Source organism: Permianibacter fluminis, from assembly GCF_013179735.1.
Lineage (GTDB): Bacteria > Pseudomonadota > Gammaproteobacteria > Enterobacterales > Permianibacteraceae > Permianibacter > Permianibacter fluminis.
On record NZ_JABMEG010000001.1, the window covers coordinates 1,415,638 to 1,435,697 of the forward strand.

At 57.7% G+C, this 20,060-nt stretch carries 14 protein-coding genes; 8 read left to right on the forward strand and 6 right to left on the reverse strand.

Going from position 1 to position 20,060, the window contains the following annotated elements:
• Positions 1 to 242 precede the first annotated feature (242 nt).
• Together HPT27_RS06190 and HPT27_RS06195 are read left to right on the forward strand one after the other, a co-directional pair.
• On the forward strand, positions 243 to 4,778 hold the full coding sequence (locus tag HPT27_RS06190; protein ID WP_172240493.1) for an RHS repeat protein: 4,536 nt from the start codon (positions 243 to 245) through the stop codon (positions 4,776 to 4,778).
• Between the two features lie 208 nt (positions 4,779 to 4,986).
• Positions 4,987 to 5,391, forward strand: coding sequence for a hypothetical protein (locus tag HPT27_RS06195; RefSeq protein WP_172240496.1), 405 nt, complete (start codon positions 4,987 to 4,989; stop codon positions 5,389 to 5,391).
• A gap of 293 nt (positions 5,392 to 5,684) precedes the next feature.
• Here the strand turns inward: HPT27_RS06195 and HPT27_RS06200 are convergent, their stop codons facing one another.
• Positions 5,685 to 6,911 carry an FG-GAP repeat domain-containing protein gene (locus HPT27_RS06200; protein WP_172240499.1) on the reverse strand — a complete coding sequence of 409 codons (1,227 nt, stop codon included), beginning with the start codon at positions 6,909 to 6,911 and terminating at the stop codon, positions 5,685 to 5,687.
• A 369-nt stretch (positions 6,912 to 7,280) separates the two neighbouring features.
• Positions 7,281 to 8,030 carry an SDR family oxidoreductase gene (locus HPT27_RS06205; RefSeq protein WP_172240502.1) on the reverse strand — a complete coding sequence of 250 codons (750 nt, stop codon included), beginning with the start codon at positions 8,028 to 8,030 and terminating at the stop codon, positions 7,281 to 7,283.
• Between the two features lie 111 nt (positions 8,031 to 8,141).
• Here HPT27_RS06205 and HPT27_RS06210 point away from each other — a divergent pair, with 111 nt between their 5' ends.
• Positions 8,142 to 8,714 carry a TetR/AcrR family transcriptional regulator gene (locus tag HPT27_RS06210; RefSeq protein ID WP_172240505.1) on the forward strand — a complete coding sequence of 191 codons (573 nt, stop codon included), beginning with the start codon at positions 8,142 to 8,144 and terminating at the stop codon, positions 8,712 to 8,714.
• Between the two features lie 194 nt (positions 8,715 to 8,908).
• On the opposite strand, the gene HPT27_RS06215 is transcribed toward HPT27_RS06210, so the two are convergent.
• Positions 8,909 to 10,084: a tetratricopeptide repeat protein gene (locus HPT27_RS06215; RefSeq protein ID WP_172240508.1), complete on the reverse strand. Its 1,176-nt coding sequence runs from the start codon at positions 10,082 to 10,084 to the stop codon at positions 8,909 to 8,911.
• A 174-nt stretch (positions 10,085 to 10,258) separates the two neighbouring features.
• Between HPT27_RS06215 and HPT27_RS06220 the strand changes: the two genes are divergently transcribed.
• Positions 10,259 to 11,539, forward strand: a complete 1,281-nt coding sequence (locus HPT27_RS06220) for a serine hydrolase domain-containing protein (RefSeq protein ID WP_172240511.1) — start codon at positions 10,259 to 10,261, stop codon at positions 11,537 to 11,539.
• A gap of 120 nt (positions 11,540 to 11,659) precedes the next feature.
• Entirely contained in the window at positions 11,660 to 12,265 is a 606-nt protein-coding gene (locus HPT27_RS06225) for a thiol:disulfide interchange protein DsbA/DsbL (protein WP_172240514.1), read from the forward strand.
• A gap of 423 nt (positions 12,266 to 12,688) precedes the next feature.
• Here HPT27_RS06225 and HPT27_RS06230 read toward each other — a convergent pair whose 3' ends face one another.
• Complete coding sequence (locus HPT27_RS06230) at positions 12,689 to 13,399, reverse strand: hypothetical protein (RefSeq protein ID WP_172240517.1); 711 nt, start codon at positions 13,397 to 13,399, stop codon at positions 12,689 to 12,691.
• Positions 13,400 to 13,933: 534 nt separating this feature from the next.
• On the opposite strand from HPT27_RS06230, the gene HPT27_RS06235 reads away from it, so the two are divergent.
• The gene (locus HPT27_RS06235) at positions 13,934 to 15,334 is read left to right on the forward strand and encodes a diguanylate cyclase (RefSeq protein WP_172240520.1); all 1,401 of its coding nucleotides are present in this window, start codon (positions 13,934 to 13,936) and stop codon (positions 15,332 to 15,334) included.
• A gap of 209 nt (positions 15,335 to 15,543) precedes the next feature.
• A complete protein-coding gene (locus HPT27_RS06240; RefSeq protein WP_172240524.1) occupies positions 15,544 to 16,248 on the forward strand; it encodes a YebC/PmpR family DNA-binding transcriptional regulator in 705 nt (234 codons plus the stop codon).
• Between the two features lie 391 nt (positions 16,249 to 16,639).
• On the opposite strand, the gene HPT27_RS06245 is transcribed toward HPT27_RS06240, so the two are convergent.
• A complete protein-coding gene (locus HPT27_RS06245; protein WP_172240527.1) occupies positions 16,640 to 17,695 on the reverse strand; it encodes an RHS repeat domain-containing protein in 1,056 nt (351 codons plus the stop codon).
• A gap of 135 nt (positions 17,696 to 17,830) precedes the next feature.
• On the opposite strand from HPT27_RS06245, the gene HPT27_RS06250 reads away from it, so the two are divergent.
• On the forward strand, positions 17,831 to 18,121 hold the full coding sequence (locus tag HPT27_RS06250) for a hypothetical protein (protein WP_172240530.1): 291 nt from the start codon (positions 17,831 to 17,833) through the stop codon (positions 18,119 to 18,121).
• 3 nt (positions 18,122 to 18,124) lie between these two features.
• Here the strand turns inward: HPT27_RS06250 and HPT27_RS06255 are convergent, their stop codons facing one another.
• Positions 18,125 to 19,954 carry an SLC13 family permease gene (locus tag HPT27_RS06255; RefSeq protein ID WP_172240534.1) on the reverse strand — a complete coding sequence of 610 codons (1,830 nt, stop codon included), beginning with the start codon at positions 19,952 to 19,954 and terminating at the stop codon, positions 18,125 to 18,127.
• Between the last annotated feature and the right edge of the window lie 106 nt (positions 19,955 to 20,060).

Below are 20,060 nucleotides of genomic sequence, written 5' to 3' on the forward strand. Positions count from 1 at the left end.
TGCATCGGCGAACAGAGTCGAAAGAATTTAATTGGGAAATCTGATAGCAGCATTTAATGTGCGGCGCCAAACTGGCGACACTCTAGGTAAGTATTTATTCATTCGCTCCGCCGGAGATTCAGTATTGGTAAGTTGGGTGGACGTCATCAAAATCCAACGGATGCTAAGAACGAGTTGAAAAAAGCAGGGATTACCAAGTCACCCTGTTGAACTCTTTTTGTTAGTTTATAGATGAGTTAAATATGCTGAACCCAGATCTCTCAATTCTATCAATGGCTTCTCCAATAAAAACAATGCAAAACTCCGCAATGGAGGCTGCCTGTTGGCGTAAAAACGCACAGCTAATTTTTCAAGGTCTAATTTTTGTTCTGGCCTCGAAGCTGAGTTTTGCCTGTGATGGGATAGAATCAAGCTGCTCGATAGCTAGACAGCATGGTTTTGGTAATCTACAAGCTGATGGTGTAGATATCCACGCCTCCGGTAATATTTTTTTGACTCGCGACACAGCGGTGGACGCGTTTTGCTCCATCGCTGCTCAAGACTTCTATTTTAGTAACGAATCGGCGTGCCCGGCGAGCTCTCGAGATGTGACAGCTATGAACGGGAGACAGCTGAAATCTTGCCCTGACAAGATTGAACAAAACGGAACGGGTGCATTTGTGTACTTTACGTTCACCCGTAAAAATGACGGTTGTGACAATGATTATACTGAAACTGATAGTTTCTCCAGAGGGAGTCTAACCAGCTCCCTCACATGTACAACTGCTCCATATGTTTTTGGCCCAACCGCGACGGCAAATCCAGATATCGGCCTTTGCTGGCGCTGTTCGACGGCGGAGCGAAGCTTGATAGCGCCAAAGTTTATTTCAAATACCGATGCTCGTTGGTTTCAGTCAGGGGAGTGCCCAGAAGATTTTGGTCAACAGGGTTCGTGTATGGCGACAGGCAATAGCTTCGCCAAATACGCAACTCCTAATCCTATCGCCTGCCGCACCGGCGAAAAAATGAAAACTGAAACCGACTACAGCGGCCCGGCTGGACTGTCGTTCACTCGTCACTACAGCAGCATGCCTCAACTTGGTGGTGCGCCTTCGCTGCTGCCGCAATGGTTCACCACAGACGACATAACCTTTAGCTTCGTTAAAAAGGCCGAGCACGGCCAAATAGCTGAGTTGCGCTTTGGTGACGGTGGTCGGTTACTGTTCATTGGCAGCGGTACCGCAACCACGCTAACTTCAAGCTCCGCCGCCCACGGCAGTCTGTCGAACAGCACCGGCAGCTGGGTTTGGTCGAATGCGAAAGGGGAAAAATACGGCTTTGGTGCTGGCGGTAAGGTTGCGACTAAAACGCTCAAGAATGGCCAGTTATATAGCTATGGATGGCAGGATTATGGCGCAGGAGTCTATCGCTTAACGAGCGTGACTGAACCATTCGGTCGCCGGGTTCAGGTCGAATACGACATGCAAGGAAGGATGAATGCGATAATCGACCCAGCTGGCCAGCGTTACCGTTATGACTACGATGGCAACGGAAATCTAATAGCCGTTGCTTTTCCCGACGATACCCTCAGCGTTGACGGCGATAACCCCATCAAGACCTATCTCTATGAAGATGCCCGACTGCCGCATCATCTGACCGGCATCATCGACGAGAATGGCAATCGCTATTCGCAATATGGTTACGACGCTCAGGGCCGAGCCACATTAAGCGAGCTCGGTAATCATGCTGAAAAAGTGACAATGGAGTACTTGGAAACAGGCAACTCACTTGTCCAATACCATCAGGATGACCTCACCTATCGCGAGCGCTTGCTGGTCATCGACCGTAGTCATGGCGCGGACCGCATTACCCGTGATGAAGATTTTCCGTGTCTCAATTGCAATGTTGGTGCGGTGGTCAATGAGTACGACAGCAATGGTTTCTTGAACAAATCGACCGACCGCAATGGCGTGATAACGACTTACGTTCGGGATAGCTCAGGGCGCGAGACATCACGCACCGAAGGCGTTGGCACCGCGCAGCAGCGCACCAGCACCACCAGCTGGAGCAGTATCAATAGCCAGCCGTATCAGATTAAGACCGGTACACGCACGCTGACGCACACGTACAACAGCAAGGGGCAGCTGACCCAACTGGCGGACAACGACAGTGCAACGAGTACGACGCGCACCACCAAATACACCTACACCACCACCGGTCAACTCGCGACTGTTGATGGTGCGCGTACCGATGTCAGCGATATCACCAGCTACAGCTACGATGGCCAAGGTAATCTGCTGACGGTGACCAATGCCAAAGGCCAGATCACCAATCTTTCCAACTACGACGCCCACGGCAAACCCGGTCAGATCACCGACCCCAACGGTCTGGTGACCACGCTCAGCTACACGCCGCGCGGCTGGCTGAAAACCCGTACCGTCGGCGGGCTGACCACGACGTTCGATTACGACAAAGTCGGTCAGCTGACCAAAGTCACAATGCCGGATGGCAGTTTCGTTGCGTACGAATACGATGCCGCGCACCGGCTCACGGCCATCAGCAACGCCAATGGCGAGCGCATCGAGTACACGCTGGATTGGGCCGGCAATCGCATCAAGGAAGAAGTGAAAGCTGCCGATGGCAGTGTGGTGCTGCGCCGCTCCAAGGTATTCAACGCGCTGAACCAGTTGCTGCAGGATTTGAATGCCGCCAATGAAGTTGTGGCGAGCTACACCTACGACGCCAACGGCAATCTGACCGGCACTAGCCGCCTTACCGATACCGGCAGCAATAACAGCAGCTACGGTTACGATCCGCTGAACCGCCTGAGCGCCATCACCGATGCGCTGAACGGCGCCACCGCGTTCCAATACGACAGTCAGGATCAGCTGACTCAAGTCACCGACCCGAAAACGCTGGTCACCCAATACGGTGTCGATGCGCTGGGCCAGCTCAAGCAAACAGTAAGTCCGGATACCGGCGTCGCCAGCCAAACCTTTGATTCCGCCGGCAACGTCAAGACCAGCAGCAACGCCCGTGGCCACACCACCACGTACAGCTACGACGCGTTGAACCGGGTCACCAAGATCACGTATCACGACGGCGTCGTGGTGAACTTTGTTTATGACGAAGTTGCAAGCGGCAACTACGGTATCGGCCGCCTGACCTCGGTCACCGACAGCAGCGGCAGCACCGCCTACCGCTACGATCAAGCCGGTCGCCTGCTGCGCAAAACCCAAACGCTGTCGTTTACCCCGAGCAGCTCGCTGGTCACCCAATATGCTTACGACAGCTACGGTCGTTTGGCCAGCGTCACCTATCCGTCCGGCAATGTCGTGGCCTTGCGTTACAACAGCGCCGGTCAGCTGCTTGCGCTCAGCGTCAACGGCAGCGACCGCGTTTACAACCTGCGCTATCAGGCGTTCGGTGGCGTCAAAGGCTGGAACTGGAGTGATGGCAGCGCCTACAACCGCAGCTTCGATCTGGACGGTCGCCTGACCAGCTACCCGCTGGCGCAGCAAACCGTCACGCTCGGTTACGACCGCGCCGGTCGGCTGACTAGTCAGATTGGAGAACAAACCCAAACAGGCAGCCAAAACAAACAGTTTGGTTACGACGCGCTCGATCGCCTCACCGGCTACACCAGCGTCATCAACCAGTTGTTCACGTACGACGCCAACGGCAATCGCGAATCGTTGACGCAAAATAGCGCCTACAGCGATTACGACAACGCCAGCACCAGCAACCGCATTCTGGGCATTACCGGCGCGGAAAGCCGCAGCTACAGCTACGACGCCGCCGGCAACACCCTCAGCGACGGCCTGCGCAGCTACAGCTACAACACCGCCAACCGCCTGAGCCGCGTCAGCAAAGGCACGGTGAACGTGGACAACGGCTACAACGGCCTCGGCCAGCGCGTGCGCAAACTGGTCAGTGGCAGCCAAAGCGGTGATACCCGCTATGCCTATGACGAAGCGGGGCAGTTGATTGGCGAATACAACGCCGATGGTTCGCTGATCAACGAAGTGGTGTACCTCGGCAACATGCCAGTGCTGCTGCTGCGGCCGAGCGGTGTGTTCAATATCGAAACCGATCAGCTGAACACGCCACGCGCCATCTCAACCAGCGGCCAAATCGTCGTCTGGCAATGGGACAGCGCGCCGTTCGGTGAAACGCTGGCGAACGAAGATGTCGATGGCAACGGCGTGCCGCTGAATTTCAATCTGCGCTTTCCGGGGCAAGTTTTTGATGCGGAGATCGGGCTGCACTACAACTACTTCAGGGATTATGATCCGGTGACGGGGAAGTATGTGGAGAGTGATCCGATTGGGTTAACGGGAGGGATTAATACTTATAGCTATGCGCTGAATAATTCGATTCTCTATTCAGACCCTACAGGACAAATTGTCCCCTTAGTGCTTGGCTGCCTAGCGTATTTGCCCTGTACAGTTCTCGTGGGTGGCACTGTTATTGCTGTCGGAAACGCGATTGTGAATACCAATAGCGCCACGCATGCCACTAGTACTAGCTCGACACAGACAGGCGACAAAGCATGTGAAGATGACGAAAAACCATGTACGCCACCGGAGGGCACCTTGTGTTACGAGGGGCCCGACACCTCGCATTTTCATGGAGGGTTGACCACGCACTACCATCTTTTTCAAATGCAAAGAAAGAGAGATGCACATTCGACTTGCTTCTGGCGCTACCTTGGGGGGAAAGTTGGGGTAGGTGTGGTTGCTCTCCCACCCCCAGGTATGCAGGCATGCTCGACATATCCCGGATTCATAGGACGCTAAAATGCCAAGCTGGACAGCTGCTTCTCTTTCAAAAGACTCACAATGGCGAGTAGTTGGGTTCGATGTTAGATGCCTGCTTCTTGCTTGCCAAAAGATTGAGCGCGCCACTTCGTGCGGAGTGCCTAACGACTCGAAGGGTCTGCAAGACTACCCCGCAACCATAGACTGCACTGTTTGGCCTCAAATTGAGCAAGGAGAGCCAGCACCGATGCGAAATGGTTTCAATCTACTGGATGAATTGATGCGAGAGGTGGCTTTTGGAAGCGGCGAAGCGTTTTTGTCGGTAGCATTTCAAATGCCAGACTCTTTAATTGATCCTATTGCTGATATGTTCGGCATTGCCGATAAATCCAGATGTCATTGCTTGGATGAAGAGTGGATGCTGGCCGGGTATGATGTTGTCGACATCAGAACACAGTCTAGCGTTCTTCATAGCGCTGAGTTTCTTCCGACGGCATATGGCCCAACAGGTGGTTGCCTTGTATCTGCGCTAAACCAGTTTAGAATTCTGGCGGATCAAAAAAAAGCAATTGATATTGCTGTTGAGGCAGATCTAAAGTTTCCGGAACATGCTCCGTTTTCTCCTTGCGCTGTTTGGATTAAGCTCGCGTAGCCACGATTAAATCTCGTAGGTACGAATTCGCGTCAGCTAGCGTAGCTTGGGTCGTGCCAACGGCATGACCCGAGTTTTCTTTTCTCGGGGTTGGGGGAACAGCCAAAAAGCTTCCCGGAACCCGCTGCGCTTGTTCCGGGCTACGCTCTATTCAATTGCCATCATGTTGGCGCGAAATTGCCTATGCGTTGGTCTCCTCAATAAAGGGAAGCGGCAAGATCATTGCCACTTCCCTTTTTTGTTTTCGCGTCAACAACGCATCAACAGCACATCAATAACACACCAACAACGCGTTAAAGCGCCGGTGCGAACGTGAAGGCGTAAATTTTGTTGGCGTCGTATGCCGGGACGAAGACTTCGACATAGCCATCGCCGTTGACATCGGCAATGGCGAGTTGACCAACGGTGCCGCCGACATCGACCACAATCCGCTCCTGATAATTCCAGTCACTGCTGGAGGTTGAGGTTGGCGCCAGCCAATGTACGCGCTGTGAACCGTCGCCGGAGACCATGATTTGCGGTTTGCCATTGGCGTTGCTGACCTGGGGATGGAACGCAAACGCGGTACCCGGTGACGCCTGGCCCGCACCACTGTTGCGGGTCTGGATGTTGGTGAGCAAGGTGTGGCGGATGAATGTGCCCGTCTTCACTTCTTGCGGCACTTCATAGGCGAAAACGGCGGCTTTTGCGGCCTGGTTTTCATGGTTGGTCACCAGCAGATCGCGGCGGCCATCGTTGTTCAGGTCCTCGATGCTGACGTCAAAAGCGGCGCCTAAACTGCTGTCCAGCACGCGCGACTTCAGCACCCCGCCTTCAAACCAGTGCAACGACAGTTTTTTCGCAAAGAACTCGGTCGCAACAATTTCCGGGGTGCCGTCACCGTTTAGATCGTCAATAACGAAATGAACGTCCGGCCCGGACTTCAACACGTGTTCGGTCCAGGTGGCGGTGAGTGGGTTGCTGCTCGGCTGCTTCAGCCACAACAATTCGCCCTTGGCACTGCCAAAGAGCGGTTTGTTGCCGCGGGCGGTCAGAATGTCGAGGCGGCCATCGTTGTCCACATCGAACCACGCAATGCGATGATAGAACCAACCGCTCTTGTCGCGGGTCAGTTTGCGCGTGGATTTGGTGTCACGGTCCAGCAGCGTGATGGCGCCGGTACCTTTGCCAGGCACAAGAAAACCGCCAGCGACCGCAATCAGCGGCGCGCCGCCGCTGATTGACTCTGGCACCGTGTGCATGCCGTTTGGCCAGGTAATGGTCGTGGCGAGCGTTTGCTCGGCTGCCAGCGAGACGTTGCTGACGAAGCTGCCGATGTTGGCAATGTGCCGCACTTCATCACGGCCAAACGGTTGAAACGAACTGATCAGGAGCGAGGGATCTTCGCTCGGTCGCAGCTTCTCAATTTGCAGAAACGCCGGTTTGTTACTTGGCAGAACGCCCAGGCTTCTCAGAGTGTCTTCGGCGTGTGCCGAGACAACTCCAGCGATCAACGACAGCGCGATTAGCTTTTTCAACATAAAACCTCTCCTTGGCGCCATGGTGATGGCACCCTTTCGTTTTTACGTGGATAACCGACAGCGAAACGGTCGAATGACTTTCGGCGTATTGAGGCGCCGAGACTGCGCAACCTAGCAAATGGTAGGAGGTCGTACAAGTTGCTCTATGTCGATGAATTGTATGAGTTATGTAGTGATTTTGTAGCGCGGTGGGGAAGGGGTGGCCGTGGGTCTGCGTAGTGCCGCAGTTTTCGCCCGCGACGGCAGAATGTTGGGGTTACATAGACGGTGAAACTTGGCAGGCCAGATCCAACGCAGCAGAACTTTCAATTGAAAACAGGTTGCGCAAAACCCCGCAGAGAGTTCATCGGCGGGGTGTGCGTTTGAGCGTTAACCCGCGACCATTGCGGCGACTTGCTGTTCCAGTGCTTTCGGCGAGCTGAGGTAGGCGGAGCCCATGCTTTGGCTCATCGGGTCCGGGAAAATTTCCTCGATGCCGGCTTCAATCGCGGTGACGATGGCGCGCGCGGCGTCAGCAGGGGAAGTTTTGTCGAACGGCACTTCAGCGGCCATGCGGGTGTCGATTGGGCCCGGATACACGCCGAACACTTGCGTGCCTTGCGCCTTCAACAGAATTCGCGCGGCCTGAGTGATGGAGTGGGTGGCGGCCTTTGACGCGCTGTAGGCGACGAACAACGGAAAGTTGACCAGCGAGGCAACCGAACCGATGTTGACAATGGCGCCTCCACCGTTGGCCGCCAGTACCGGCGCAAAGGCCTGACTCAGCTGGAACGTGCCGAAATAATTGACTTCCATTTCCTGACGACCTGCAACCAGCCACTGCGGATCCGTGAAAGCACCACCGGCGTGAGCCGCCACACCGGCGTTGTTGACCAGCATTTGCAAATCGGTGGCGCGGCTGACCGCCGCACGGACCTGTTCCGCGTTGGTCACATCCAGCTCCAGGGCAACAATTTTGCTGCCATGGCGACGGCTCAGTTCGGCCAGATCAGACAGTTGGCGAGCTGCGGCGTACACCTTGCTGGCACCGGCGGCTATGAGTGCATCAACGATGGCGGCGCCGATACCGCGGTTGGCGCCGGTCACGAGTGCGGTTTTACCTTTGACTGAAAAGCTCATCTGAGAAACTCCTTTGAAGTTGGACGGGCGTAAGGAAGTGATTTCGATAAACAGAACGGTCTGTCTGTTTGATGGGTTGACTATAGACAGACCATTCTGTATTGTCAAGCCATGAAAACGACCCCCAGCAAAACCAACGACTTCCCCGTTCGCGAACGGCTGCTCGATGCGGCTGACCGGCTCTTCTATCAGGAGGGGATTCGGGCGGTCGGTGTCGACCGGTTGCTGCAGGAGGCGGGCGCTGCGAAGGCCTCGCTGTATGCCCATTTTGGTGGCAAGGATGAGTTGATCGCGGCGTATGTGGGCCGACGAATTGAGGCCGCGCGCGCGGATATTGATCAGTATCTGGAACAATTTCCGGAGTCGGAGCGGGCGCTGCGTTTCTTCGACTTTGTCGTGGAATGGACCCTCAAACCGGATTTTCGCGGCTGCCCGGTTCAGCATTTGGTCGGCGAGATAGCCGATTGCACGCACCCCGCCCGGGTGCTGGCGGTGACCCAGCGGCAATGGCTGGCTGAGCGATTTCAGCGTTGGGCAAAGGCGGCCGGCGCAAACGACCCGGAGCGTACGGCCGGCGCGCTGCAGGTGTTGTTTGATGGTGCCGTCTCGGCATCGTTGCAGGACGGGCCGAAGCGCGCACGTGATGCCCGTTGGACGGCAGAGCAACTGCTCGGCCGGCGTTAACGGGAGCGAAATGAGTCTGCTCGGAACTACGAGCTGCACGTCCACGTGACAGCGTGAGAGCTTGAAAGCCTAGCCAGATATCGCATCAACACCCGATACCGGTAACACAGCCGATATCGGGTGTTTTCTTTTCGGTTCTCGTCGGAGCAAACCGGGTCGCGTTTTGCTCCGACTATTTTTTCACCGCAAACTGGCTATCGCCGTTCGGCGGCCCAGCGCTTGAATTCGTCGCGATTGGCCAGCCACTGGTAGCTTTCGAGAGCGACCAGTTTGTCCGGATCGAATTCGGTTTCGAATTGTTGTTCGTAGTCGCTCAGCGTGGCCAGTGCCAGTTTGGCGTCCTGGGTGCTGCGGGCGATTTCGATCAGCGTCCAGTACGGTGAGCGGACGTCGGCTTCGAGTTCGATGCTGCGTTGGCAAGCAGCGCGGGCCTTGACGTAGTCCTTGGCAAAGTAATGACCGTTGCACTTGAGGAAGTTGCTGACGCCGTCTTCGACCACGCGTCGTTCAAACGTCTCAAGCGCCTTGATCATGCGGTCGTATTGCTGCTGATAAAAATAGTGATCGATCAGCATGAATTGCAGCGCGGGCTGGTTGCCGTGGTTGTCGGCGAGGTATTGCAGTGCAGCGCGGTATTTGGCTTCGTCGAGGTTGGTTGCCACGGCAACTTGCAGCGTCGCCCAGTTGACGGTCTTTTTGTAGCCGTCGGGGAATTGCTGCAGGGTGTTGTAGGCGCCGGGATAATCCAGCGCCTGCATTTTCTTAGACAGTTCCTGGACAATTTTCAGCACATCGCCGTCGAACTGAACGGTGCCGAACAGGGTGGTGATGAGGTTTTTGTCCTTGACCATGCTGGCGGCCAAGCGGCGCATGAAATCGCTGATGCGGCTGCCCTGGCTGTGCACAAACCAGTCGCCAATTTTCTGTTTGTTGTCGATTTCAAACTGCAGGTATTCGTAGCCTTCGGATTCGCCTTCGGCGTTGCTGTAGTCAATCCGGATGATTTGTTCGCTGCCGGTGGATTTCTTGAGGGTCTTGACCAGTTTTGCCTGACCGTGTTTGGCCTCGATTTGGGTCATGGTGCTGGCGGCCATGCGCTCGCGGGATTTTTTCATGCCGGCGATAAAATCTTTCTGGTCGCGTTCCGGCAAGCCCATGCCGGCGGTCACGCGCGCGCCGAGCGCATCCATGTCGATCATTTGCGCAAACGCGGCCTGATCACGCTGGTTGAGGATTTCCGCCAGTTGTTGTCCGGTAGCCGCCAGCGGATTGCTGGCATTTTTTTCCATGGCGGTTTCGGCGTGGCTGGCCGACAGCCCGAGCAACAGGTTGCCGGCACAGGCCAGCAGCAGCGGAAGACGACGATTCATGGGGCATCCGGTCAGTGAGCAGGTGGTCAGCCATGCTGCCTGTGGTCCAGGCGCATCGCAAGCGCGCGGCGCCCGATGCCGAAGCGCGAAGACTGGCGACAATCGGTGACGACCGGTTACAGCGGCGCAGCGGGCAGGCACACTGGCAGCCTGCCGTGACAAAGGAACCAACCCATGTCGGAAGTCGATGAGAGGCGCCGCCGCAGTGTGCAAGCGGCCGGGCTGGCGCTGCTGGGTGCGGTGCTCGGGCCCGGTTTGACGGCATGCGCGCACGGCAATGCATCGGCGCGGGCTGTGGCACCGCGCGCGGCAATGCCGTGGCAATTGGATGCGGACTTTCTGGCGGATTTGCCGCGGCTGATGCGCGCCTATCAGGTGCCCGGTGTGGCGATGGCCACCGTGCATGATGGCGAGCTGACGTGGTGTTATCACACCGGGCTGGCCAACGCTGAAACCGGCGCCATTGTCACGGGCGATTCCTTGTTTGAGGCAGCGTCGCTGAGCAAACCCGTGTTTGCCTGGTTGGTGCTGCGGCTGGTTGATGAGCAGCGGCTTAATCTCGATCAACCGTTGACCTCACTGCTGCGCCCGTCATGGCTGGCAAACGATCCGAACTGTGATCGCATAACGGCGCGGCACGTGCTTTGCCACAGCACCGGCTTGGTCAATTGGCGCAAGCAGCCGCTGACCGAAAAATTGCAACCGGCGTTCACTCCCGGTACCCAGATTCGCTATTCCGGCGAAGCGTATTTTTGGCTGCAACTGGTGGTTGAGCAATTGATGAATGCCAGTTTGGAGACGCTTGCCCAGCGCTATCTGTTTGCACCTGCAGGTATGCGCGACAGCAGTTTTGCTTGGGATGATGCGCTCGCGGCGCGTTCGGTTTTTGGCCATGCCGCGCCGGATGCCGGTGCGCTGGTACCGCTGCCGCCGCAGGGTATGCGTGCGCAGTGGCAGTTGGTCGAGTCGCTGGCGCGTAGCAGGCAAAAGCCACTTGGCCAATGGCGCTATGCCGATGCCGAACAGGCCTACGCAGCGTTGGCGGACAAGGTCCCGACCGACGCCGTGGGCTGGCCCGGTGATTTGATGGCCAATTGCGCTGCCAGTTTGCGTTGCACCGCAGCGGATTACGGCCGGTTCTTGCGGGTGCTGATGGCAATGGCTGATGCACCGAAATTGAGCGAGAGCAGCCAGCAGCTCTACACCGAAACGCAGATCGAAACCCGGCCCGACTGGAGTGGCAAAACGCTCGGCTGGAATCGTGAGCAGACCCGTGTTGGGCCGGTGTTGTATCACGGTGGCAACAACGCCAATCAATTCAAAACCTTCGCAATTGCCGAGCCGACCGGGGGCCGGGCTCTGGTGGTGATGACCAACGGTGGTGGCGGCAGCATGGTGTACCAGCAGATTGTCCGGGCAGCGACCGGCCGGGATTTGCTGGCCTTCGAACCCTGAATTTGGCCGCCGCCGGAACCGCTAACGCTTGTCCCGGGTCAGACAGGCTGGTTAAATGGCCGCGGTTCGGCTGGCGCGGGTTCCGTACCGGATTATGACAAAGTGAAATCGGAGAGGCAGATGAAATTCTTGGCAGTGGTTGCAGCAGCGTTGTTCTCGGTGGCCGCGGTCGCCGCCCCAGGCGACTGGAAAGAAGGCGTGCATTACAAAATCGCTGAGCCCATGGGCAAAACCGCTGAACCCACCGTGGTCGAAGTGTTTTCCTATGGCTGCCCGGTCTGCTACGGACTGGATGAGCGCATTGAAGCCTGGAAGAAAACCAAGCCGGCCAATGTCAAGTTTCTGCGCATTCCGCATTACGGCATTCATGATGAAGGCAGCTGGTTGATCAAGATGTTCTATACCGCCGAAGCGCTCGGCATTTCCGAACAGATGCACAAGCCCCTGTTTGATTTGATTCACAAGGACAACGGCGGCCACAGCCCGATCCGCAACGAGAATGATGCGGTGGCGTTTCTGGTGAAGTTCGGCAAGCCGGAAGCGGTGGTGCGAGAAACCATCAAAGGTTTTTACGTCAACACCAAGGTCAATGTCGCCAAGGCGTTTGTCCAGAAGTTCCGGGTCAACAGCGTGCCGGCGTTTGTGATCAACGAAAAGTATTACACCGACGGAACATTGGCCAAGGCCGATCTGTTCAATGTGCTGAGCGAATTGCCGCTGAAATAATCGGCTTTGTAGAAAGTCGCCAATAGGCGAATGTCACTCACATAAGGTGAAGGCATCGCGCTGGCGCTCCCCTCCTTGTCAAGGAGGGGATGGGGGTGGTTCAGCTCAGTGTGCGCTGCTGCGTGCGATTTGATTGAATGACTTCACCTTCGACGCATTGGTAATGCGCTGAGATTTCCAGCTGTAGAGCGTCCTGCGTTCAACCACCCCTAACCCCTCCTTGACAAGGAGGGGGATCAGCATCGTTCGGTTATTTCCCTTTTTGCGCGTAACGGATCAGTACTGGTCTTCTCTCAATTTTCTTTGGCGCTGACTATTGTCGGCAGCAACATGTGCAGTGTTGAGTCTGCGGGCGAATGAAGCATAACAACGCGTCAATCCCCAAATTTATCAACCCAGCAATTCATCAATCCAGTCGCTAAATCAGAACGAGCCACGAATACCCGGGCCACCGGGTGGCGGTCCGCCGCTTGGGCGCCGGTCTTCGGAACGCCAGTTGTCTTCCCGTGCTTGCTTGCGGTAGGCCTGCAAGAGCTGACAGTGCACAGTCCAGTCACGCCAGAATCGGCGTAGCGTTTCTCTTTGCGCGCTGTCGAAGCTGGCTTCAAGGTTTTTCCAGGCTTGCAGAAACTGTTGCCATTGCTCGGCGCGGTGTTGCTGATAGCTCAGCATGTCGGCGCTGATGTCGGCAAAGCCGGTTTCCGGATTGTCCAGTTGCTGGCGCCAGTGGCCGAGTGGCAATTCTGACTGCCACAGCGCACTGAGCAGCGATTTGCTGGTGGCTTCGGCGGCATACCACGGTGCATGTTGCAGCGGCGACAGTGACAGCCGTCGGCGCAGGTCGGGCAAACCGTTCAGAAAATAACGGGCTTCGTCCTGTTCGCGGTTACCGGCATAGAGGTCGGCACTTATGTCGGCATTGTCGTTGGCGTTGTCGCCGGCACTATCGCCGCGCGGCGGCGGCGGTGATCGATCATCGACGGTGAGCGGCATGGCCTGGGTTGTCGTCAGCCAGCACAGCGCAAGCAGCGGCAGGCAGGCGCACAGACTGTTGCGGCGATAGTTGCGCTGATGACTGCGCAGATAGCTGCGCAGGTAAGTGCGCACGGAATTACGCCGGAAACTGGCAGTCATTGCGGTACTCGTTGGTGGCGGCGGGAACGGGCCATGACCGCCATTGACGCATGGCAATGCGGAGCAACTGTGTGGCAACCGTGGGCGAATCCGGCATCAGCAGGCGACGGTTCAATGTGTCGATTGAATGTGATGGTTGAATGAAAGGGGCGAATGCGATGACTGCCTGGCGGCGGCAACTGACAACCGTCGACGGGCAACCGGCACTGGGCAAACGGCATTAGCCATTTGCTGGGACGATAGTCCGGGGTTGGCGGCCGTCGGGCTTGCGCGGATCGGATGCCGTTTCGTTGCTGCGGTCTTGCCCTGCCGAGCCAAGGCCGTACGGTGGCGGCAGCGAGGCACTGGCCCGGCAGCTGTCGCCAGCGCAAACGCAGATCGGAGCTTGCAGTGACCGGGATTTGCTGTAGGCTCCCGCCCTGTTGTGTGTTGGCCGGCTGACGCAGGGTTGCGGGCAGCGTCCGGCGGCAGACTTCAGTAAGAGACAGGTCCGCGACCTGTGCCGCCTCAGCCCACCCGAAAAGAATAAAACGGATGACATTTTCGACGCGGAAAAAACTGTTCCTGAGCCACTTTCTCGCCATTGTGCTGGTGTCAGGCAGTATCGGCAGTTACTTCTACAACAGCGCCATCGAGAGCTTGCTCGGCAGTTTGCAAACCCGGCTCAAATACAGCGCCGCGCTGCTCAGCAATGCTGTGACGCCAGCCGATCTGGATCAGATCCTGACGCCGGCCGACAAGACCAAACCTGCGTATCAGAGTGGCATCGCCCGGCTGCGCGAGCTGGTCGCATCGAATCCGGACATCGCCTTCATTTACGTGACTCGGCGCGACGGTGCGCAAATCAAGTTTGTGCTCGATTCCGATCCGGACGATCCGGCCCAGCCGGGTGAGGTGTATTTGGTCGACGCGCCGGCGTTGCTGGCCGGTTTCGAAGCGCCCAGTTGTGATCGCGAACTCATCCACGACAAGTGGGGCACGTTCATGTCGGGTTATGCCCCGATCCGTGGCAGCAATGGCCGCTATGCCATCGGCATCGACATGCGCGCCGATGAAGTCGAACGCAAATTGAATGCACTGCGCCGGACCGGTGCGTTTTCGCTGGTGCTATCGGTGCTGATGGCGCTGCTGTTCGGGCATTTGCTGTCACGCAGTTTTCTGCGCCGGATTGATGCCCTGCATGCGCGCTGTCTGGAAGTGAGTCAGTCCGGTGGCAGCAGCACCGTGACCGGCGGTGACGAGCTCGACCAGTTGACCGTGACCTTCAACGACATGATGCGCGAGCTGCGCCAGTCGCAGGCCGAGCTGGAGCAGCGGGTCGAGCGGCGCACCGCCGAGCTGCAGGACGCCAACCGGCAACTGCAGGCGGAAATCAGCGAACGCGAGCGGATGGCAAAATTGCTTGAGCAAACCGCGCGCACCGATTTTCTGACCAAGCTGATCAACCGCCGGGCGATGGCGCAATCGCTGCAGACCGAAGTGGCGCGGCTGGAGCGGGCCAACAGTGAAAGCGGCCGCGTTGAAGCGGCCAGCGGCACCTTTTCAATGGTGCTGGTCGATATCGATCACTTCAAGAACATCAACGATCAGTTCGGCCACGACATCGGTGATGAAGTGCTGAAAGCGCTGGCGCGGGCGTTTGAGGCGTCGGTGCGCGAGCAGGACATCGTGGCCCGCTGGGGCGGTGAGGAATTCCTGATCCTGTTGCCGAACACCGGTCAGGCCGATGCGGTCGAGCAGGCCGAGCGGCTGCGGCAGCTGCTGGACAGTGACAAGCTGCGCATCGACCGGTATCCGCACCGGGTCACGGCCAGCTTTGGCGTCAGCGAATACAGCAAGGGCCAGAGTGTCGAGTCCATGCTCAAGCAGGCCGACGTCGCGCTGTACCAGGCCAAGGCCCAGGGCCGGAACCAGGTCCGGGCCATTTCCAGCTAGGCGGCCGGCCAAGCCCGAACCCCGGTTGCACCTGAATCCCGGCTGCGCCGCTGCGCGGCCGGGTCCGCCGGGCTTGATAGCGGTCAAGCGAGGCGCATCCCGCTGCATCCTTCGGTTCATTCCCGCCAGCCGGCCCTTTATACTGCCCAGCCGCGATGGCCGGTCATGGCCGTCGAACCTGTCAGATACGCGACTACCGAGAGAGTGTTATGGGTGCACAGTGGAAGACCAAGGGCAAAGTTGAAGCCGCCAATGCCAGAGGCCAGAAATTTACCAAGCTGGTCAAGGAAATCATGGTTGCAGCGCGCGGTGGCCCTGACCCTGACATGAACCCGAAGCTGCGGCTGGCGGTGGATCAGGCCAAAAAAGCCTCGATGCCGAAAGACACGCTGGAGCGTGCCATCAAGAAAGGCGCTGGCCTGCTTGATGAAGTGATCAACTACGAAACCGTCGTTTACGAAGGATTTGCCCCGCATCAGGTGCCGGTCATTGTCGAATGCCTGACCGACAACAAAAACCGCACCGCGATGAGCGTGCGCATGCTGTTCCGCAAAGGCCAGCTCGGCGCCAGCGGGTCGGTGAGCTGGGATTTTCGCCATCTCGGTTTGATCGAAGCGACGCCGACCAAGGCCGGTCTCGATCCGGAAGAAGCTGCGATTGAAGCCGGCGCCCAGGAAGTCGAAGTCAATGACGACGGCAGCGTCTTGTTCCTGACCGAGTTGACCGATCTGGACGCGGTAGCAAAAGCGCTGCCCCAACACGGTTTCACCGTCAGCTCCGCCAAGCTCGGTTATGTGCCGAAGAATCCGGTCACGCTGACCGATGCCGCCGCGCTGGCGGAAGTCGAAGCGTTTCTGGAAGCGATCGACGAAGACGATGACGTGCAGAACGTTTACGTCGGCCTGGCAGGTTGAGTCTGGTTTCTGGAGCAAACAAAAAGGGCGCCGTCGGCGCCCTTTTTGTTGCTGTCGTGTCGGACAACCAAAGCAATTTGCTTGTCGCCAAATCGGTACTGATTGGCGCACTTGCGAGCTGTGATGGCGATTTACCCCCCTCCTTGTCAAGGAGGGGTCGGGGGTGGTTAGGCGCAGGCCGCTATACGGTTCACTATCCGGGCATCACCACTGAAATTCTTCAACCACCCCTAACCCCTCCTTGACAAGGAGGGGGATCAGATTCGTTCGGATTTTGCTGCGGAGGCGTGAACAATGGGCTGGTTAGCAGAGCGCCGCCGGCGCTCTAATATTTGTGCTGGCATTATTTTGAGCATGAGCATGAGCATGAGCATGAGCATGAGCTGATTAGTCAGCGCTGATTCGCCCCTTTCATGATGATGCTGGCCAGCCGGCCCTGACCGTCGTAAATGTAGCGGTAACTCTGGTTGCTCGGGTCGATCATGCTTTCCAGCTGTCCGGCGATCGCCAGCGTGTTGGCCGGTGCTTGTTTGGCGGCGGGTGCTTGCCAACTGAAGCGCCAGATCTTGCCATCGCGGCTGTGCTTGCTGGCCACTTTGCTGTAGCCATCGTTGCCCGGACCAAAGTGGTATTGGGTGCGGTCGGGGGTGGTCCAGATCCAGTCATCGTTAACCAATGCGAGCTGGCCGTGCTGCGCCAGTTCCGGGCTCAGTGGCGTATTGCTGTCGCCATCGCCGACAAAAAAAATCCGTTCACCGTTGGCAAAACGCAGTTCGGCGAGCCGGCCGTAGGCGGCATCGCGCAGCAGCCGGAAGGCGGCGTGGTCGTTGGGGGACAAACCGTTTGCCAGCGGAATCTTGCTGGCCGATTTTGGTGCGGCTGGGCGCAGCGGGCTGCCGTCATCTTCGCGGGTTTGTTCGAACTGCAACGGGCACTGACTGGTACGAAACCATTGCACGGTATGTTCGGCGACAAAACGCGGCGCCTGCGGGCGCAGATCTGCCACCGGACAGCGCCAGCAGGAATACTGAAAGCGGCTGGCATCGTCTTCGCGCAGATAGGGAAAAGCGGTGCTGGTGCAGACGGCCTTGCGCTGAATCAGAAACGTGCTTTCGGTGCTGGTATCGTGATCGAGTGCCGGATCATGTGCTTGTAATCGATAGGCAACTTTGTAATTGCGAGCGCTGGCGGTAACGCTGACGGCTTTGCCACATTCGCTCACCCGGGTCACGCTGTTGACCGATGTTGGCGGATTTTTCCGCAACCGCTCACAGCCAACCCGTACCGCGTCTTCTTGCGTCGGCAGCTCTTCACCGCTGCCATAGAGCATCCAGCGCACGCTGGCCGGTTCCGAATCGCCAGCCTTGACCTGCAGTGATGCCAACGCGATCGCGGCCAATACGGCAGCGCGAGCAACGTGGCAGCAGGAAGCGAACAGGCGAGGCATCGGTAACGGCGCGGGCAGTGGAAGCGGGCGGGCCACCGTTATAAACAGCGAGCTGATGGAATACTGCGTGCTACGTCAAATTTGTGGCGCCGTCGGCTGCGCTTGTTTGATTTCTGAACAATTGCGGCGCTCTCGGTGCAGCAATACCGCGATTATTGGTACAAAACACTACAAAGTAAGCGACGCGTGCATGGGGTTTGCCGCTGCCAGGTTCGCAAACTTTGTTTGGGCAAGAATTCTGTTTTTACAAGAACGCTGTTTGGGCAGGAACTGTGTTTTGGCAAGAACTGGGTGGCGGCAAGCGCGAGCCACTGCCTGCACGGCATTGCTGAGTGGAGCGTTTGCAATGGCTGTTATTACAGCAAAAAGGATGCAGCAAAAAGGATGCAGCAAAACGGGTGCAGTAAAACGCTGGCCGCAAAATGACCGTCAGAATAGCTGGTAATGCCACGGCACAATCACTGACAGCGCCAGCCACATCAGCAACATCAGCGGCAAGCCGACTCGCAGAAAATCATTGAAGGTGTAGCCGCCGGCGTTCCAGATCAAAATATTGGTCTTGTAGGCCGTTGGCGTTGCCAGCGACAGATTGGCCGCCAGCAAGGTGGCGATGACAAACGGAATGGGTTCGACGCCGAGCTGACGGGCAACGCCGATAGCGATCGGCGTACCGATCACCGCGGCGGCATTGTTGTCGACCAGATTGGTGAAAATCGCGATCAGCAACATCAAGCCAGACAGGCTGACCGCCACCGGTGCGCCAAAACTGAACGCCACAAATAGCGACGCCAGCCAATCGGCGGCGCCCGAATACAAAATGGCGTTGCCGAGCGACAAACTGGTCGCCATCACCAGAATCACCTGCAAGCTCAAGCCCTGCACCGCCTCCTGCCATTTCATGCAGCGTGACAACACCATCAGCAGCACACCGCACAGCGCGCTGATGGCAATCGGCAACCAGCCAAGCGCGGCCGCCGTCACCACACCGGCCATGATCAGCAACGCCAGCGGCGCTCGACGTGAACGCGGCAAATCCAGACTGCCGTCAAGCACCAGCAGATCACCAGCCATCTTCAGCGCATGCAGGCGTGGTTTCGGACCTTGCACCAGCAGCACATCGCCGGTGCGCAGTGGTTCGTCGGCGAGCCGGCTTTGCGGTCGATCCAGCTTGATGCCGGCACGATGCAACGCTAGACAAAGCAGCTGGTTTTTTTCCAGGAAGCGTTCCTCTTTCAAGCTGCGTCCCACCAGCGTTGAATGCGGCGCCACCACCACTTCTGCCAGTTGTTGATCATCGGCTTGCAGGGTGCCGGGCAATTCGGCGCGCAGCTCACCCGGAATCAAGGTGACTCGCAGCATTTTCTCCAGTTCTTTTAGCTGGGCCGGGCTCTCGCTGACCACCAGCCGATCACCGGCACGCAGCGTCGCGTGAGGCACGGCCGCCACCACGATGTCGTCACCGCGCAGAATCTTTTCCACCTGCAGCAAGCCGCCGGTTTTCTGCACGGTTTCTTTCAGGTTGCGACCGTTGCACAAACTCTTCTGGTGCACATGCAATTGCGCGCTGTACATGCGTGGCGACGTATCCATGGTGACCGCGCGGGTCGGCAGCAGTCGTGGCGCAATTAACCACAGGTAAAGGACCCCAATACCGGCCGCAAGTGAGGCTGGGAACACGAAGTCGAACATGCCGATTTCGGCCAGACCTTGCCGACGGGCAACATCGATGACCAGCAAATTGGTGGACGTGCCGATGGTAGTCACCATGCCGCCGAGCAGATTGGCGTGATTGGTCGGCATCAGCACCGCACTCGGGCTGTGGCCGGCGCGCAGACTGACTGAAACCAGGATCGGGATCATCACGATCATGGTCGGCGTGTTGTTGACGAACGGCGAGACGGCGGCCGTGACCAACAAGGTTGCCAGCAAGGCAAACGACGGCGAGAACCGCCAGAACCGCGCGAGAAACCGGCCCATCGGTTCGAGCGCACCGGTGCGGGAAATGCCTTCACCGGCCATGATCAATCCGCAGATGGTGATCAGCGCCTCGTTGCCGAAATTCTGGAACACGCTGATCGCATCCAGCGTGCCGAGTGGGCCCTTGTAGGGGAAGTATTCAAAACTCACCGCCAGCACAATCAGGATGAACAGACAGGCGGTTTCCAGCTGCAGATCTTCGCGCCGGAACAGATACAGGGCAAAGCCGGTCAAGGCGAGCGCGGCGAGGGCATGCAAATCCGGTAGCGGCGGCAGAGTCATCCGAAGTCCTTGCAGAGCGGGCAGCGAGGCGCCCACGGTTCCGATTAACAAACGTTCTGAGCGTAAAGCGTAGCGCGTGTTGGTGTCAGCCATGCTTGCGCCGCTG

Bases quoted from the DNA above. Each gene is read 5' to 3' on its own strand.
- HPT27_RS06195 (WP_172240496.1), top strand. From the start codon at position 4,987: ATGCGAAATGGTTTCAATCTACTGGATGAATTGATGCGAGAGGTGGCT.
- HPT27_RS06240 (WP_172240524.1), top strand. From the start codon at position 15,544: ATGGGTGCACAGTGGAAGACCAAGGGCAAAGTTGAAGCCGCCAATGCC.
- HPT27_RS06235 (WP_172240520.1), top strand. From the start codon at position 13,934: ATGACATTTTCGACGCGGAAAAAACTGTTCCTGAGCCACTTTCTCGCC.
- HPT27_RS06190 (WP_172240493.1), top strand. From the start codon at position 243: ATGCTGAACCCAGATCTCTCAATTCTATCAATGGCTTCTCCAATAAAA.
- HPT27_RS06210 (WP_172240505.1), top strand. From the start codon at position 8,142: ATGAAAACGACCCCCAGCAAAACCAACGACTTCCCCGTTCGCGAACGG.
- HPT27_RS06200 (WP_172240499.1), bottom strand. From the start codon at position 6,911: ATGTTGAAAAAGCTAATCGCGCTGTCGTTGATCGCTGGAGTTGTCTCG.
- HPT27_RS06215 (WP_172240508.1), bottom strand. From the start codon at position 10,084: ATGAATCGTCGTCTTCCGCTGCTGCTGGCCTGTGCCGGCAACCTGTTG.
- HPT27_RS06225 (WP_172240514.1), top strand. From the start codon at position 11,660: ATGAAATTCTTGGCAGTGGTTGCAGCAGCGTTGTTCTCGGTGGCCGCG.
- HPT27_RS06220 (WP_172240511.1), top strand. From the start codon at position 10,259: ATGTCGGAAGTCGATGAGAGGCGCCGCCGCAGTGTGCAAGCGGCCGGG.
- HPT27_RS06245 (WP_172240527.1), bottom strand. From the start codon at position 17,695: ATGCCTCGCCTGTTCGCTTCCTGCTGCCACGTTGCTCGCGCTGCCGTA.
- HPT27_RS06230 (WP_172240517.1), bottom strand. From the start codon at position 13,399: ATGACTGCCAGTTTCCGGCGTAATTCCGTGCGCACTTACCTGCGCAGC.
- HPT27_RS06205 (WP_172240502.1), bottom strand. From the start codon at position 8,030: ATGAGCTTTTCAGTCAAAGGTAAAACCGCACTCGTGACCGGCGCCAAC.
- HPT27_RS06255 (WP_172240534.1), bottom strand. From the start codon at position 19,954: ATGACTCTGCCGCCGCTACCGGATTTGCATGCCCTCGCCGCGCTCGCC.